Raw genomic sequence first — 16,033 nt, 5'->3', positions numbered from 1 at the left:
TTAGTCTGAACTATTTTTAGCTTTCTGAGCTTATCCAATGGTGCCGAAATCGTTGATTTTACAGCAAAAGTTGTTTTAAGAAGTTCTATCGGTTTTGAAATTGGAACACATTTGGGAACACACAAAAAAGCCCCACCTGTAAAGGTAGGGCTTTTCAGTAGCTTTTAAATTAAGCTGCTAGTTCATCAACGATAGTTTCTTTAGTGTCGTTTAAATCTTTGAAGTAGCTGACAGCGTCATCAATATCATCTGGCCATAAAACCCAAACATTTTGGTCGGCGTCAAATTTTAAAATACCGTAGCTATCACCATTCATCATTACATCGTATTCAGTTTCAGTGTTCTTGTTAAATTCTACTTTAGTCATTTTTGGTTCTCCTTTTGTTTCTCAACTCTTTATACTTATATAATACACTCTTCAGTGTACATTGTCAACAATTATTTGAGAAATAATTTAATTTTTTTCGTTTACTTATTGTTGATACGGAAAGCAATTTCGGATGCCATGTCGACACCATACGGGTTCCAATCAGTAACAATTTTGTTCTCACTGATATAAGTCTTATGGCTATAATATCCACGGCCATACGCTCTGCTATGAGCGACATTTACCTTTTCCCCATCTCTGTCTATGTAGAAACAATCTTTGACGTTGCCTGACTTGTAGAAGTCTTGCTCAAGTCCAATGATTTCTTTCAAGGCGTCTTCATTTAGGTAGTAGCGTGGGGCCTTGTCACCCTTTGACCAAGCTTTTAAATCAAACTCGTCAATCAACTTCTTTGCTGCAACTTCTGTAATTTCTGCTTTAGTAATAATCATCTTAAAGTTCCTTTCTCTTAACTTCTTTTACTTTATAATTCCATTATACACTCTAAATAGTACATGTCAAGCAGAATTGCAAAAAAAATCAAAATAAGTTACTATTTATGTGAAGTTCTTTTTGAGCTTCTTTTACTTTGAAGTCCCCACGCTGGGGACTTTTTTAGTGCATAAAAAAAGCCATGCTCTTGGCAAGGCTGGCTAAATTTTTAAATTATTTTTTCTTTCTTCCACATATTTTAAAATATTTTCTAAGTCTTCTTCAGTTGCATCTTTTAATATAAAACTTTTAGCTGTAGAGCGCTTATCCAAATATCGCTTTCTTTCTTTGTTTTTATTATTCCACTTTCTATTTGCACGAATTCGCGCATCCGAAATCTTTTCCATTAAATAATTTCTCCAATCAAAAATAGCATAATCCCAATTAAAATAGCAATTACTGCTGACGTATAATATTTCATTTCTTTTTTGCTCATGATATAATTTAGATAGCAAAGAGTGGAGCTTTTGCTCCACTACTTACTAATTTAAAAAGGCTTTAACAATTGTTTTGATTAAATTGATAAGCGCGGTAGCTGGTACTGCCCAAGCCGCTATAGCGGTGTACTTAGCAATTTCTTCAGTTGTTTGTTGTTGAAGTCTTTTTTTATTCTTTGCCATCTATTTTTCACCTCCTTACATATTATATAATACACTATCTAGCGTACATTGTCAATGATAATTGATAGTTAATTTATTTTTTTGCACAAAAATAAGCCACCCCAGAGAAACTAATCTCCAGAGTGGCTTTATTTTTTTGCTTATTCTTCTAATAGTTTTCTGAGTACATTAATATAAATTTACAAGATGACTTTTACCTTGTCGCCATTAATCCACTTATTTTGGCCGCCGCCAATTTGCACGTAGTTCTTGCGCACTTTGTAGCCTTTATAACGAGAACCCTTGGCGAATAGTCGACCGGTGACCGGTCCGGCAGGCTCGGCGTGGCCTTTAGCTTTGCCCACAACTTCAATCACACAATGGATGTCAGGATTATCAATGAGTGGGTTCTTCTTAAAGATTCCGGTTCTGGGGTCAATGTAGCCCTTGCTGGTCTTAAAGAAGCCCTTCTCGTATCCTGTGACCACTATCTCTTTGTTGTATGCCAGCATCCCCTCCTTCTTTTCGTTATCAGGATTAGCCCATAGTGTAGCTCCGGCCTTCTTGGTCACTAAAAAGCCACCGTAAGCCGTGATTGGCACCTTAACCTTCCATGTCATCTCTCTATCAGCTCCTTCTGTGTCATTTATTTTGTGTTTATCCCAATCGCTACGGCTGCCATAATATACATCCAAGTCTAATGGTCCTGCATAACCAGCCAGGCGCCCATTGGCCGTGTATTGGAACATCGCCATCTTACTCCAGCGTCGTACTCTGCCGTAGATGACTCGAGGCTTAAACCCGTAGTGCGGATTCATGTCATTGTATTGAGCCACCCACAGCGCATACTTCTTGGCCACTGGAGTCCAGTTATAACAATTTTCGTCTGCCAGACCCATATAGATCATTGGCTTAATGCCTGTCTGTTTATAGACATAGTCTAACCAATTAAGGGCCCACTGCACGCCTCCATAAGTTACGACAGTACTCTCATAATCCAGGACAATGATTGAGTGTTTAAGATATGGCTTGGCACTTCGTAGAAAGTAATTGGCCTGCTCCTGCCAGCTTCCTGGTCGTGCAAAGTGATAGAGTCCCGTCAGCTTACCAGAACCAATAGCTTGTTTCATAAACATCGGCATTAAGCCGTCTGTGAAGTTGCTGCCTTCGGTTGCCTTCGCAATCACGCCGTCAGCCTTGACGTTGCCCACGTTTAAGCCTCCATTGTTATTCGAGACGTCAATGACGTTAAGCATCTTTATCAGCTCCAGCAGTCCCTTTGACCATATCAACAACCGTGTCTTCATCAAAGTCATCAACTGATTGAGCTTCGATAGATTCAGCTTCTACTGGCTTGTTCTGATTCAGCTTGGCCACTTCTTTTTCAGCATAAGCCTTGACTGCCGCTTCAATGTCCGGCGTGATATTTATCTTGTGGTCCCGCAGGATATTGCAAACGCTCGTGATGACGATGTCCATCTTCTTAGTACCATCTCCGCCAGTAGTTTCAGCCTCATGAACAAAAGCCGTTGCTAAGTCTGGAATCTGAGCAATCCACTTATTCTTAATGGTGTGGTGTAAGCTGTAAAGCTTAATTCCTGAATAAGCAATAATCGCTAATGCAATCAAAGCATAGTAACCCATGTCTAACATTTCTTTAATGTTCATTATTTAAAAATCCTTTCCATATAAAAAAGCACTAACTTAGTGCTCTTTTAGTTTCTCTATTTTTCTTTCCAATTTTTTGCGCTGCTCGTGTTCAGCATGATACTCATGCTTATACTCATCACGTTCATTTTTCAATTCTTCGATTATACTGGTGTAATCCTCGCGGTTTGACTTGTGAAAAACAGCCCACGCCGTGGCAATCGCACCTAATGCTGCAGCAATCACTTGTAAATTGCTTACCAACTCGTGCAAGTGACCACCCCTTAACTCTTGTATGCTGACCTAATTATTAAAATAAAAATAATCAAATCTCCAATAACTGTGTGGGCCATTTGCCCTTGCCCAGCATAGATTGCGTGCCACATCTGTGTAATAGCTAGCATGCAGATAACTGACCCACAAAGAATTAGAAGTACATGCTGCCAGGACTTACTTGGATTGCCTGCTAAAGCGAACGCGAGTAATCCTAGACCCAGAATTAGCACAATTACATCTAGCCGCTGGTCATTTAAAGTTTTCACTAGTTCAGGTGGCCAAAAAAAATAATTTCGATCAAACCAGAGGGATGCACCAATTGCTATGATTGATAGACCCGCTAGTGTTTGTTCAAAATTATCATTGATATTTTTAAACATACAATTAATCCTCCTTAGTCCAATATTTGAATATCGTCTTTTGAAACCCAGCCGCAAATCACTTTAAATGCATCATTATTTCCTGTATATACAGAGTTTTTATATGTTGTTAAAATAACAAAGCCGAGAGTGCCAGAGCCTATGTTTATATCGTAGTTTAAATCATGACTAATACTGCCATCTGCTGCTATGATGTTATTAACCTTTACTGTACGCTTAAATTGAACTGATTTACCAGATTTATCTTCGGTAAATTTCGTGCCTTTCCAAAACAAATTACTGATTTGTTTTCCATTAGCTTCCATACTTTACCCCCCTATGGTGTGCCCACAAAAACATTTGGGTTCTTGCTAGAATAAGTAGCTCCATCTGCTTCCGTATCAGAATAATGGAAGATTTCACGTTTTTTGAGCGCTTCAATATCTACTTTCATAGTCGTTATGTCTCCTTTGATCGAATTAACAGTAGTCGTAAACGTATCATGCGCAGATTTTGCATCAGCTTTGGTTTCAAAACTATCATGAGCAGCTTTTGCATCTGCTTTGGTTTCTAATCCCGATAAATCAGGATTAGGCACAGTGAGGTTAACCACACCTTTAGAATCAGGGCCGACCGGCGTGCCGCCATTAATACTAATCTGCTTCAATTTGCTTAGGTCATCTTTTATGTCTTGCCAGGCCACATACCAGTAGCTGTCAGTGCCATACTTGTATCCAGCACGGTACCAGACGGTGTAATCGAACTTGTTTGCTTGGAAAAGGAACTGCTGCTGGTAGAGCACGCTACTACCTGCATTATCTCCATCTAAAACAAAAAGGTAGCTGCGACCTGCATGATAGCCAGATGGCATGGACTTTTTACTAAAGCTAAAGGCGTTTTTAGAGTAGTAGATGCCTGCGGTGAGTATGCTATCAGGATTAACTGTGTCGTCAACAATTTCCGGATTAGAGAAAGTGTGGATATTAGCTAAGTCTTCCTTGTGAGCAAACTTAGTGAAATCTACATCCTGAATTTTATCAACGGCAGATTGAGCAGACTTAATAGCAGATTCTAAGTCTGCTTGAGCCTTTTCATCATCTTTTAGCTTGGATTTCAAGTCATCTAGTTGCTTTTGAAAATCGATAGTAGCTGTCTTTTTCCAAGCATCATAATCCGCTTGAAAGGCGGCTAGCTTGTTACCAAAATTTTTATTGGCTAAGGCAATAGCATCATCATTAGCCTTTTTATTGCTAGATAATTGAGCATCTGCTGAGGCCTGAATGCTAGCCCTTTCATCGCTAGCTGCTTTAACTATTTCGGTCAACTTATCTGTCCAGTCAGCTATTAACTGATTATATTTAGCATCGTAAGTATTAAACTTTCCGATTACTTCATCTAGTCTCTTTTTAGAATCATTTATTGCAGCAGTAACCTTGTTATCACTTGTGGCTAGCATTTGATCAAGTGTGTCTTTGCATCGCTGGACAGTTGCTTTCAAATTATTGATTTGAGCTTGAAGTTCAGATACATAATTGTCATTATCAACGTGAATCGCTGCAGCTTTGTCGACATCTATGTAAAAGTCTTTAGTTGTGTCAATAATTTCATCACCCTTCATGATTGAGAACCAGCACGTGCCACTTTCAGCGTAAACCTGCTTTTGAAGTGTGTATTTAAATTTCCCACTCTTCGCATCTACGATTTCAAACTTCCCCGACTCATCTCCTTTACCATTATCTATGACCACCTTGTCTCCAAGCTTCATTTCATTAAATTGAAGAGCCATGCCCGTTAAGTCATAGTCTGTTTCAGCATCTAATATATGGACTGGTAGCACCAATCCTTTTTCGTCTTGTCTTACTTCCCGCCTGTCGTCGCCTGGTAAGTAGTTCGACTTGTTAGTCGCTAGACTTATCTCTGCCAGACTCATTCTTGTCACCAACCTTTCTTAAGTTCTTGTTCTGCGTTTCAAGCTCGTCATTGCGTGCTTTTAGCTCATCAAGTTCAATTTGTTTTTGTGCTAGTTGAATATTAAGATTTGCAATCTCAACTGCCATATTACTAGCTAATCTTCGTGCTAAATTATCCATATTATCTCCTTACATAAAGTCCCAAGATGTTTTTTTACCTGTCCAGTGGTATCTAACCCAGTCTTTAATCGATGCTATTCCATCCGCATTTTTCAAAAACATGCCAAAGCTATCACTAATATGTCCATCAGAAATTTTTAGACCATTTATTAAACTGCCATCACTACCACTTGAGATCTTAGTATTAAGAACATTGTCACGTACCATCCAAATGTTTTTGCTATTAACAATTACCGCATCGCTACCATTAGATACTACTACACCATGATTTCCAACTATTGCTCCGCCCAGTCCAGGTGGCATAGCGTCGTTCACCCTGCCAATAGTAATTTCTGAGTTACCAACCCTAGCTCTCAATTTGCCATTAAGATTGAATGAGTTGACTGTTAATGCTTCAACGACAACTCCTTCAAACACATGTGCCCCAATTCTACCGTCGATAGTGATAGCCGATTGCATTACACCGTATTGGTCCTTATATTCAAGGCCATTCCCATTAAATTGCATCATTGAACCATTATAATTTTTAGCAACAATTTTTATAGGTTTGTCATATGTTTGTCTACCACTTGCATCAATAAATTGCAAAACACCACTACCGCCAGAATTTATGACAGCATCCATCTCATCCATTTGATTACCAAAATTAATTAGATCTTTGTCAAATTCATCTTGTCTACCACTTAAATCATCAACATTATCCGTGATAATACCAATATCCTTAGCAATTTGTCTTTCTGCTTCTTCTCGGGCTTTGCCTTCAAGCTTTAGCGCATTGCGGATTTTATCTGCTAAAGTAATTGCGTTTTTAATCTTACTTGAAGTCTGTTTGTGCAAAGATTCGGCATTGTCGTTGGCTTGCTGCAGTAGTAAGTGCTGCCACATCTTAGGAGGATTACCGACAGTAATTTGCTCATTTCTGTGTGTCAGACAGTTGTAGACCGTCCCCGTGACTTCTCCTGGATGATGAATACCAATTTGCTCATGCTCAACGTCTACATAGTCGTATAAGTTGAGTGCTGTTGCATCCCCAATGATGCCGGTTTGTTCCAAGACATCGACAGTGAAGTTATCGCTAACTTCGCCAATCTTGTGTTCTTTGATATAGTTTTCAGCTATTTCACGGGCCTGTTCCTCATCAGCTGCTGTCTGCAGGAAGGTACCGTCTGGCTGTTGTCCTGACATGTCTTGGTCGTCATGCTTGAAGTATTCGCTCAAGTCGACGCGCTGTATACGGTCATTCTCAATCTTAAGACCTTCACTTGCATAGACCGTGCCAATGTCAACCGTAACCTCTTGTACGTCTTGCTCGACCGAGCCGTCGTCTGTTAGGTTATCATCATCTGGCGAGTGCAGCTCTGTGTCTGCATCTCCACTGGTATTAGTGAAGTCCTCACGAATCCAGCCTGTTTTACTAGCATAGGTGACTTGAACATACATCTTGCCGTCTGCGCCTTTAGCCTCGTAACCTCTGTCAATCGCTAGACTAGTACCGTCTGGGATTGACCAGTTAAGTGCTCTCAAGTGGTCCGGGCTGTCATACATCTCAACCTTACCTTTAGTCTTGGCAATTTCTTTGATGATTTCTGTAGGTGTTTTTGGTTTGTCAGTCTCCTTATGATAGTGGACAGAGCCACTAGTCACCCAGCCGCCAGCTGTGTGGACATAAGTCACGCCATTAACTTCCATCGTCTTGTCGATCTTATGCTTGTGCTGATCAACTGGCTTCTTAGCAGGTTGCTTCTTCTTTTTTTCTGGTTTATATGCAGGATTGGGCTTGCGCTTCTGCTTGCCATTTTCAATCCAATAAATATACTTGTTCTGGTGTTTTTTGGCCTGCGTTTGCGTGTTATGTTTCTTATCTTTGACCATTTTGCCGTTCTTATCGAGATGATATTTCTGAGCATTATCAGAGATATAACCCTCGCCCTTTACAGGTAAGGCAACGGTCGTCTTTTTATTGTCGATTGAAATATGGGGTCCAAATACCCAGCGATGTGGTCCGATTCTGTACCAGGTGTCTCCCTTAGTGTTGATCGATACCCAGTCAAAAGAGATCGTATCACCATACTTGATGACATCTCCTTCTATTGGATAGTGGTCATCACCTAACTCCGGTGCACGATAAACACGGATGCCACCATTCTTACCCTTATAGGTCACTTTAGCCTTACCTTTAAGCTGATAGCGGTTGGACCAAGCTCCTTTGCTAGTTCCTGAGCCGTTTACCGTGACATGACCGGTAACCGGATTAACTAGGTAGTCGCCTTTTTTGTCGAAATTGACCCAGGAAGAGTCAATCCAGCCACCCTCTTTGATTGGATACCAGCCGTTACCGTTAATAGTGTTGACCTGCAACTGACCTGTTGGATTGTTTGGATTAGGAATGAGCTGACCATCGTTGACAATTGTGCCCAACGTTACATGCTCACCAGCTGTTAGCTGTCCGATGACATGTTGGCCTTTAACTGGCGAATCATAGATGCTGACCACACCGCCTGCCATGTAGGTAACTGAGCCGATGCTGTCCCAGTTGCTATCCCAGTCATTCCAGTCCACATTATCCTGGGTAGCTACTGCTTGACCAGGAGTGTACTTAATAACTGGATAGATAGCTGTATAAGTGTTCTGGATGTCGGTATTGTCTTCAATGGTCTTCAAATTTTTACCGTACTGGATGACAATACCGGTGTTTCTACCGGCTTGTTTGCTGTGATGGATAGTTCTGTTATCAAACTCTAACTCGCCGCCATACAGCCCCAGAATTGACTGCGTGGCTTCGTCTCCCTCCTGGTCCGGACTAATAAACATGTCACTAGCGGGACCAGCGGGGATATTGACATTGCTTAGTGTCGATATATCAGAATCAAAATAGTATTGATGATCATTGCCAGCCAGGTTATTGATGATGAAGTTAGCACAATCCGTCGCACTTGACGAAGGTAGTTGAACGTCACATGTTGTTGGCTTATTAATTAAATCAGCAATAATGTGATTTGCCGTAATAACCAAGTTATCAATATCCTTGGCAATTGTGACAATTCTAAATTTCTGGTGTGTCCATTTATTGGAAGCATCAGCCATGATTACTAGATCATAGTCAATTAGTTTCGCTCCCACACCTGTTCGTGGGTAAGTCATTTGCAAAGTTGGAAAGTTATTAGCATTCCAAGTTACCTGACAGCTGAGTGCATCCGCCAGCGTGACCAGCCCTTGGGTTGAATCATCATCGAATGCACTCTCGTACAGAACGGGATTATCCATCGTGTCTTGGTAAGTGGCATCAACTGCATCGCTGGTATCGTCACTCCCGACAACTTCAACTGGAATTTCGTCCATTAAATCAACCTCCCCCAATTTGGTTTGTACTCAATTTTTGAAACGCTTGATCCTGCATCCACGCTTAAAGTAAGCGTGTTCTCGCCCGGAAACAATTTCGGTGTCGTATTGTTGGCTAAGCGAATCTGATCATTGATTAGTGTCGTGTCGTCGCCATCCTTTTCACTTGTAGCATTGGCTTCCTGACCGTCAAGCCAGACCTCGCCATCAATATCATTGAATTCATACGGGAACCCATTAATCGTCATCTTAAAATCGCCCTTACCAACGATATGCCAGTCGGGGATAGCGATAGTGTTCTCCTGGTTGTAGAGATTAGTCTTACCTGGTAAGTTGCCGCAATCAATATGTGGCACTGGACGATAGTCAATGCCATCTGCCCGTTTTAAGAATGGTTTGCAGTAGAACGGGATTGATCCTGTTCCAAAAAAGTCGCTCTGCCAGGTAATTGAAAACGGGTCTTTAATTGCCGCTTCAAAGACGTAGCCAGGAATAAAATCAAACTTCAGGTAGTCATAGGACTTGCCTGAGTCGTTTCTCCGTAGCCAATCTGATATTTCTAATTCAGCTGCCATGTGAGATTTATATTTCAGTGGTCTATCAATACCAATGTTAAAAGTCTCCGTGACGTTCTGATAAGACCCCTCATCTTGAATGAAGTCGCCGTTGCGTCCCATTATGTGTGTGGCATTTAAGTCAGGAATAGGATGTGTGAGATTGAATGGAAATTGTACAAAAATACCGAACTCAGTCGAAGCATGAGTTCGGTATATTAATTTTGGTCGATTATTACTATCAAGCACCGCTTAATCCCCTCCTTTGTGCATTTACGCTGCCATGCAAATCATTTTTTGCATAGCGCTTTAAGCCTTGCCATGCCGTCCGACCATCAATGTCAACTTTGACATCTAAAGGCGTTTCATTGCTCATTACTAGTCGCTCAAGCAGCATGAGAACTTGTTGCTTGAAATCTTGGTCTTCCTTCTGCTGTTGCTGGTACTCTTGGCTATTTAGATTTCCGCCTAGTCCACTTTGAGCACTAAGGATAGCTACTGTCTTACCGACAAGCTCCCACGCTCTAGTAGACTTAGCTGGAATCAGCGGAATAGCTGCTTCTAAGCCCGCTTCCGCAAAGATTGATGGTTTATTAGCGAACCCGCCATTTGCATAGCCTTTGCCATTTCCTAGCCAGCCTAAGCTTGGTCCGTAAGTAGCTTTAGCGTAATGCAAAGCAGCTAAAAGGTTATCATAGCCATTAAAGATGTTTTTATGTCCAGGAAAAGCATTAGCTTCAAACGTACCTCGCTTGGTCTGCATAAGACCTAGAGCTGGTCCTGAACCGTCACCATCTGGATCCTTACCCGGTTGTACTGCCTTAGGGTCACCATGTGACTCTGTGGTCATCTGGCGCATTATCCGACTGACCATTGAGCTGCTTGTGCTCAAGCCATTTTCTTTCAGTGCCTTGATGATATCTGCTTTCCAGCGACCTACACCGTCGCCGGCAGGGTTGGCTGAAACGCCATATCTGTCAGCAATCTTGCCAATTGTCTTCCAGAAGCCGCTGCCAACTTGGACTTTAATCTTCTTAGTTAAAGCAGAGTCGCCTTTAACCTTGCCGGCATCATCTTGTGGCATGCCTTTGATGCGACCAAACATCGGTGCACCTTTGCCTACCACTGAGTCCAGGGTATTCATGTGGATACCTTGCGCAGGAGATTCAGCACTGAAGTAGCGATTTCCGCCGGCATATACACCGACGTGTTCGCCACCTCCAACACCCCAGAACACTAGGTCACCCTTCTTAGCAGCTGATTTACTGATGTGTTGTGTTGCAGCATACTGATTACCTGAAGGAGCTGGCAAACTGATACCGAATGATTTCTTTAAGGCGTATTCAATTAAACCGGAACAATCGAAAGCGTCTGGACCATGAGAGCCCCATACATACTTACGACCCTCGCCGTACTTTTCGACTGCCTTAAGTAAGCCGGTTGCATTATCATCATCAATCTTGTCGTCAACCATTTGCCATAGTTGGCCCCACCAGTTGACCGCTTGCTTACCGGTCTTCTTGAGTGAACCCTCAACTAAGGACTTCATGCCTCCTTTAGCGTTATCCGTAAAGTTGAAAATCTTATCAAGAGTACCGGTTGGCTTTTTGTTGTAGGCTTTAGCCTGCTCGTAAAGCTGCTTTAGGTAACCAGTACCATTTGCAAAGTGCGTCAAGCCCAGCATCTTGGTTTCAGTGGCATTGAATACTTCGTCCCCTGGACCAAGTAGCGCAGGCACGTTGACGCCGTTTACTAGACCAACCTGGCCAGTGCTTGGACGATAAATAGCTTCGCGGTTACCCGTCTCTGGACTGTCTTGACCGTCGTTAAGTACAGCAAGTGTTGGTTTGGTAATGGCCTTGCGTTGGCTCCCGAAGAACCCCGTACCGGTTGCCAAGTGGATCTTGCTGATGACGTTGCTGTTACCACCAAATGAGCCAATAACTTTGTTAACGCCAGCTGTCGCCTTGTTGATTGTGGCAATCATTTTGTTCATGCCAGTCTTAGCATAGCCAGGTAGTGAACTTTCAAAGACCTTCTTGAAGCTCTTTGATAAGCCTTTAAGCCAACTATTGAAGTGACTGTTATACTTTTTAGAACTTGAACTTAATCCGGAAGTTAACTTCTTAAATCCATCGGATTGTTTGTCGCGAACATCTTTCATGGCCTTTTCAACATCTTTAGGAGCCTTGTCCCAAAGGTCTGACCAATCCTTGTCGTAACGCTTTTTGAAGGTCTTAAGTGACTTTTCTAGACTGCTAAAATCCTTATTTAGTTCAGTAACAAAGTTTTTCTTGCCCTTTTTCTTGAAGGCTCCATTTGCTTTGTTGACTTGCTTAGCAATCTGCTCGCCAAACTTATTCTTCTTAAGTGTCTTGGATAACTTTTTGATACTCTTCTCAATTTTTGAAAGTGCACCCTTAGATGCAACCTTGCTAATTGACTGAAAGCCCTTAGTTACCGGCTTGATATGTTTTGAGAGCGATACAATGCTCTTGTCAACGTTGCCAAGTGGCTTATTAATGGCCTTAAAGTTACTAATTAAGCCTTTTTGTTTTTTGCCTTTAAAAGTTGTGTCATTAAATGACTTAGTCAGATCTTTAAAATATTTAGTAATATTTTTAGTGTCAGACTTTAAAGCTTTCTTCAGCCGATCCAACCCAGTTGCCATATTGTCAAATGGATTATTTTTCTTATTTGAGAACTGTTTAGAAACCTTGCCAATTTCTTTGAAGTCCTTAGTGGTGTCGTCAAGCTTTTTATTAAGATGGTACACCTTGGTATCCAAATCATCGAATACCTTAGATACACTTTTAACCTTGCTATAAATGCCGTCTGACTTGCCACCGAAGGCTTTATTTAGGTCCTTTAAACCTTTGATAATGCCTTTTTTGTTGCTATTAAGCGACTTTTCGAGTTTTGGCAGGTCCTTAGTCAGCGCCTTAAAAGCATCAACCTTGGCCATTGATTTGGCAAAGGTGGCCAGATACTTAAAGGCATCCCCAATCGGCTTGATATCCTTGCCTAGTTTTGCCCAAGTTTTTTCGTGTTTGGATAGCGACTTGCTTACAGCATTTAATTCTTTGGACGGATCATTCTTCTTGATGGTGCTCTTAACCCGGCCAAGGTTAGCTGCATAGCTTTTCAGGGCCTTAGACATTGCCTTGACATTGCCTATGGATTTCTTAGAGACATCCATAGCCGATGCCATGACTTTTTCATCAGTAGGACTTAGCTTAGACTTCTTGGACTTTTTCTTCTTTTTGTCAGCATTGTAGTCACCGTTCCACCAGCTATTTATTCCACTCCAGAAATTCGACTGCCCACGCTGCATCCCTTTTTGAGCTTTTTTCAATGTTGCATCGTCACCAGATACGGTTGCCTTTAAAGAAGCACCCCATTGTGCAAACCAACTTTTTGAGTTAGCTCCTTTTCGAGCATCTCCTAGTCCTTTGTTGAAGTTGCTAATATTGGTTTTAAGTCCATCCCAAAAAGAATTCCAAGCTGAACCGAGTGACGGTAGAAATGACTTTTTCCACCATTTTACCAAGCCGTCTGATCCATGCCTGATGTTCGCCCAAATCCGTGGTCCAAAATCAACTGTAGCTTTACCAAGTGAAGCTCCTAGTGTTGCACCAGCTACCGTTCCATAACCAGGGACAATAGATCCTATAATCGCTCCAAAAGCTCCACCAATAGTCAGTCCAATTGACTGACCTTTAGCACGTTGCTGCTGCTTAGCTTTACCTGAGGTAAGACCTTTGAAGATGTCAATGGCATCAAAAGCTACAGCCGCACCAGATGCTACTTTTGTAAAGCCTTTAGCCGTTATTGGTAACAGCTTGCCGATAAGCCCCTTACCACTCGTGGCACCAATTTTTTCTGCCGCCTTTGAGGCAGGGTGGAAAATCTTCATCCACTTGGCTTGGCCGAGGACTCTAGCATCCCCAACTTTGCCAACTAATTTGCGAGCCCAGCCTAAACCAGCTCCTGAGCCAGCTTCTTCAGCAATTTTAGTACCATTCTGGAAGAGTGCACGGAATTTAATTTTGCCCTTAGAATTCAAAACATTCTTAGATACACCGGCAACATACTTTTCAGCATCTTTCTTACCAGTATTCTCAAGAATGTCCTTGCCAACACTAACAGCAGAGCCGCCAGTCCCGCTGTTGTTAGCGACTTGTTGAGCAGCAGCATTTTCACGAAGCAACTTATTAGTTAGCAAAAGCGAGGCGTTGTACTTATCCTGGTTATACTTACCAATGAGCGTATTGCCAAATAGGTCTGACAGTGTCCGCTTAACAGCAGCAATGCCTTTAATGATTTTATAACTGGCAAAAGCAAGAAGCATGGCTTTGCCATACTTAACAATAGTGCCCAGATTATCGCCTTTTCCTAGCCAAGCAACAAAATCAGCGGCTTTGTTGGCAATGTGGCCAATACCTTTAGCAATTTTATCCAAGCCTTCCATGGTTGATTTTCGATTGAAGACCTTAACCATTGTCTGAGATGCCTTAGATAGTGCCGGCATCATGGCCGTACCAATATCAATCTGAACAGCTTCTATAGCTTCATGAAATTGCTTTTCCTGGTTTTTGGTGGCCTTCATGTTTTTGTTGGCTAATTTGCCAACATAGTCATTTTTGTAGGCGCCAGCAACCTGCTTGTTAACACGTTCCAATTCCTTCGTGTTAGTTGCCAGAATAGCAGCGGCATTTTGCCCAGTTGTCCCAAAAACATTATGAAAAAAGTTAGACCGGTCAGCCTTGGGCACGGAATCAGCAATCTTCTTAAATATTTCAGCAATTGGCTTTAGTTTCCCAGACTTGGTTTTAAAGTCATCAACCGACAAGCCATACTTTTCTAGTGCATTAGCACCAGACTTAGACGGTGTCTGCAGGCTGATTAGGATTTTTCTCAGTCCCGTACCAGCTTGCTGTGCCTCAAGTCCAGAGTTGGACAAAACACCCATTGCACTAGCAGTTTCAGTTAAGGATAGGCCGGCAGTTTTAGCAGACGTGCCGACATAGTTCATCCCAATACCAAGACTCTTAAAGTCCGTAGCAGTAGCATCAGCAGCCATCGCCAGCTTGTTGGCCACTATCCGAGTATTTTTCAGCATTCCTGCAGTCGACTTGGTCCTCATACCAAACGCTTCAAGCGTTGAGGTTGTGACTTGCATAGTATCAGCAAAGCTGTCTCCAGATGCCTTAGACGCCTGCAGAATCGCCTTCATCGCACCAAGAGATTGCTTACCGTCATAACCACGCTTGATTAATTCTTGGTAACCTGCAGAAATATTCTTTTGGGATTCAGCGTATTGGACTGAGTATTTACGTCCGTCCTTTTGCATTTGAGTGACTTCTTTAGTGGCTAAAGATGCTTTCTCACCAGACGTGATCAATAAATTGTTGTTTTCAGTTAAAGTTTTTTGCAGAGTACCTGCTTCTTTAGCCCCTTTTAATGCAAAAGCACCGGCACCAGCAACTCCTGCTGCTAGTCCGATGCTTGCTGTTTTGAGACTAGACATGGCAGATTTGGCTGATGAAGCTAATTTGCCAGTGTCGAGCTTCAACTTATCTATCGCCTTATCAACATGAGCGATGCCTGTTGGGTGAAATTTATTGAATTCCGAGCGGACATCTTTTTGCTTACTCTTAAGTTCAGCAAGCGATAGCCCTGTCTTGTTTAGACGATTCTCTTGTCTACGATAAGCGTCACTGGTCCGACCAGACTCGCTAGCAACTCGCTTAAGCTCTTCTTGTTGAACTTTAAGTTGCTTAGTTAAATTGCTTAAAGATGACCGATATTGTGTCATCTTGACCTTGCTGGCTTCAAACTGATTGTTTTCAGCCTTAAGCCTGTCAGCATAAATTCTGGACGACTCAGTCGAGCTTCTGTACTCTTTTTGCAAAGCAGCTAAGCCAGACTTGTAGTAGTCCATACTGGTCTTAGCTTTTTCCTGCTGAGACTGTAATGAATTAAACTTGGTCGTCGCACTGACTAGCTGTTTGCCTAGTTTGTTATAAGCCTCTGCACCATTTTTAGTGGTGGTATCGAGTTTGGCCTGGTCAGCTTTAAGCTTGTTAATCAAACTTTGCTGGCTATCCATAGCTTTGCTTAAGCCTTTATATTTAGCTTCCGCAGCTTGAATAGAGTTACCAGTCGCCTTGAGCTCAGTTTGTTCAGCTTTCCAAGCCTGCGTCATCTGCGTGACTTCACGCCGTAATTCTGTTAGTGATTTTTTAGGCTGGTCCATATTAAGGACAACGTCAGTAGCAATCTTACCAGCTGGTATTTTTCCTGACAT

At 42.0% G+C, this 16,033-nt stretch carries 14 protein-coding genes; all 14 read right to left on the bottom strand.

Annotated features, from left to right (window positions below; all coding sequences use genetic code 11):
* Positions 1 to 169: 169 nt before the first annotated feature.
* On the bottom strand, positions 170 to 367 hold the full coding sequence (locus AC2JF7_RS08410; protein ID WP_500728248.1) for a hypothetical protein: 198 nt from the start codon (positions 365 to 367) through the stop codon (positions 170 to 172).
* 101 nt (positions 368 to 468) lie between these two features.
* On the bottom strand, positions 469 to 819 hold the full coding sequence (locus tag AC2JF7_RS08405; RefSeq protein WP_500728247.1) for a hypothetical protein: 351 nt from the start codon (positions 817 to 819) through the stop codon (positions 469 to 471).
* 201 nt (positions 820 to 1,020) lie between these two features.
* Positions 1,021 to 1,206, bottom strand: coding sequence for a hypothetical protein (locus AC2JF7_RS08400; protein ID WP_500728246.1), 186 nt, complete (start codon positions 1,204 to 1,206; stop codon positions 1,021 to 1,023).
* 135 nt (positions 1,207 to 1,341) lie between these two features.
* Positions 1,342 to 1,479 carry a hypothetical protein gene (locus AC2JF7_RS08395; protein ID WP_500728245.1) on the bottom strand — a complete coding sequence of 46 codons (138 nt, stop codon included), beginning with the start codon at positions 1,477 to 1,479 and terminating at the stop codon, positions 1,342 to 1,344.
* A gap of 179 nt (positions 1,480 to 1,658) precedes the next feature.
* Complete coding sequence (locus AC2JF7_RS08390) at positions 1,659 to 2,714, bottom strand: GH25 family lysozyme (RefSeq protein ID WP_500728244.1); 1,056 nt, start codon at positions 2,712 to 2,714, stop codon at positions 1,659 to 1,661.
* A complete protein-coding gene (locus tag AC2JF7_RS08385) occupies positions 2,707 to 3,126 on the bottom strand; it encodes a phage holin, LLH family (protein WP_500728243.1) in 420 nt (139 codons plus the stop codon). The genes AC2JF7_RS08390 and AC2JF7_RS08385 overlap by 8 nt, the downstream gene beginning before the upstream one ends.
* A gap of 36 nt (positions 3,127 to 3,162) precedes the next feature.
* Entirely contained in the window at positions 3,163 to 3,378 is a 216-nt protein-coding gene (locus tag AC2JF7_RS08380) for a hypothetical protein (protein ID WP_500728242.1), read from the bottom strand.
* A gap of 11 nt (positions 3,379 to 3,389) precedes the next feature.
* A complete protein-coding gene (locus tag AC2JF7_RS08375; protein ID WP_500728241.1) occupies positions 3,390 to 3,761 on the bottom strand; it encodes a hypothetical protein in 372 nt (123 codons plus the stop codon).
* A gap of 14 nt (positions 3,762 to 3,775) precedes the next feature.
* The gene (locus AC2JF7_RS08370; RefSeq protein ID WP_500728240.1) at positions 3,776 to 4,066 is read right to left on the bottom strand and encodes a hypothetical protein; all 291 of its coding nucleotides are present in this window, start codon (positions 4,064 to 4,066) and stop codon (positions 3,776 to 3,778) included.
* An 11-nt stretch (positions 4,067 to 4,077) separates the two neighbouring features.
* Positions 4,078 to 5,670: a BppU family phage baseplate upper protein gene (locus AC2JF7_RS08365; RefSeq protein ID WP_500728239.1), complete on the bottom strand. Its 1,593-nt coding sequence runs from the start codon at positions 5,668 to 5,670 to the stop codon at positions 4,078 to 4,080.
* The gene (locus AC2JF7_RS08360) at positions 5,639 to 5,830 is read right to left on the bottom strand and encodes a hypothetical protein (RefSeq protein ID WP_500728238.1); all 192 of its coding nucleotides are present in this window, start codon (positions 5,828 to 5,830) and stop codon (positions 5,639 to 5,641) included. Before AC2JF7_RS08360 ends, AC2JF7_RS08365 begins: the two co-directional genes overlap by 32 nt.
* 9 nt (positions 5,831 to 5,839) lie before the next feature.
* A complete protein-coding gene (locus AC2JF7_RS08355; RefSeq protein ID WP_500728237.1) occupies positions 5,840 to 9,169 on the bottom strand; it encodes a phage tail spike protein in 3,330 nt (1,109 codons plus the stop codon).
* Positions 9,169 to 9,972, bottom strand: coding sequence for a phage tail protein (locus AC2JF7_RS08350; RefSeq protein ID WP_500728236.1), 804 nt, complete (start codon positions 9,970 to 9,972; stop codon positions 9,169 to 9,171). Before AC2JF7_RS08350 ends, AC2JF7_RS08355 begins: the two co-directional genes overlap by 1 nt.
* Positions 9,965 to 16,033 (bottom strand): phage tail tape measure protein, encoded by a 6,069-nt coding sequence (locus AC2JF7_RS08345; RefSeq protein ID WP_500728235.1) that lies wholly within the window; start codon positions 16,031 to 16,033, stop codon positions 9,965 to 9,967. The genes AC2JF7_RS08350 and AC2JF7_RS08345 overlap by 8 nt, the downstream gene beginning before the upstream one ends.

It is taken from the genome of Lactobacillus sp. XV31L, assembly GCF_059900865.1.
The sequence above is the reverse complement of the archived record's forward strand: the minus strand, read 5'-3'. Positions and strand labels throughout refer to the sequence as shown.

Excerpts from the sequence above, each read along its gene's own strand:
- AC2JF7_RS08410 (WP_500728248.1), bottom strand. The coding sequence starts at position 367 with ATGACTAAAGTAGAATTTAACAAGAACACTGAAACTGAATACGATGTA.
- AC2JF7_RS08405 (WP_500728247.1), bottom strand. The coding sequence starts at position 819 with ATGATTATTACTAAAGCAGAAATTACAGAAGTTGCAGCAAAGAAGTTG.
- AC2JF7_RS08400 (WP_500728246.1), bottom strand. The coding sequence starts at position 1,206 with ATGGAAAAGATTTCGGATGCGCGAATTCGTGCAAATAGAAAGTGGAAT.
- AC2JF7_RS08395 (WP_500728245.1), bottom strand. The coding sequence starts at position 1,479 with ATGGCAAAGAATAAAAAAAGACTTCAACAACAAACAACTGAAGAAATT.
- AC2JF7_RS08390 (WP_500728244.1), bottom strand. The coding sequence starts at position 2,714 with ATGCTTAACGTCATTGACGTCTCGAATAACAATGGAGGCTTAAACGTG.
- AC2JF7_RS08385 (WP_500728243.1), bottom strand. The coding sequence starts at position 3,126 with ATGAACATTAAAGAAATGTTAGACATGGGTTACTATGCTTTGATTGCA.
- AC2JF7_RS08375 (WP_500728241.1), bottom strand. The coding sequence starts at position 3,761 with ATGTTTAAAAATATCAATGATAATTTTGAACAAACACTAGCGGGTCTA.
- AC2JF7_RS08370 (WP_500728240.1), bottom strand. The coding sequence starts at position 4,066 with ATGGAAGCTAATGGAAAACAAATCAGTAATTTGTTTTGGAAAGGCACG.
- AC2JF7_RS08365 (WP_500728239.1), bottom strand. The coding sequence starts at position 5,670 with ATGAGTCTGGCAGAGATAAGTCTAGCGACTAACAAGTCGAACTACTTA.
- AC2JF7_RS08360 (WP_500728238.1), bottom strand. The coding sequence starts at position 5,830 with ATGGATAATTTAGCACGAAGATTAGCTAGTAATATGGCAGTTGAGATT.
- AC2JF7_RS08355 (WP_500728237.1), bottom strand. The coding sequence starts at position 9,169 with ATGGACGAAATTCCAGTTGAAGTTGTCGGGAGTGACGATACCAGCGAT.
- AC2JF7_RS08345 (WP_500728235.1), bottom strand. The coding sequence starts at position 16,033 with ATGTCAGGAAAAATACCAGCTGGTAAGATTGCTACTGACGTTGTCCTT.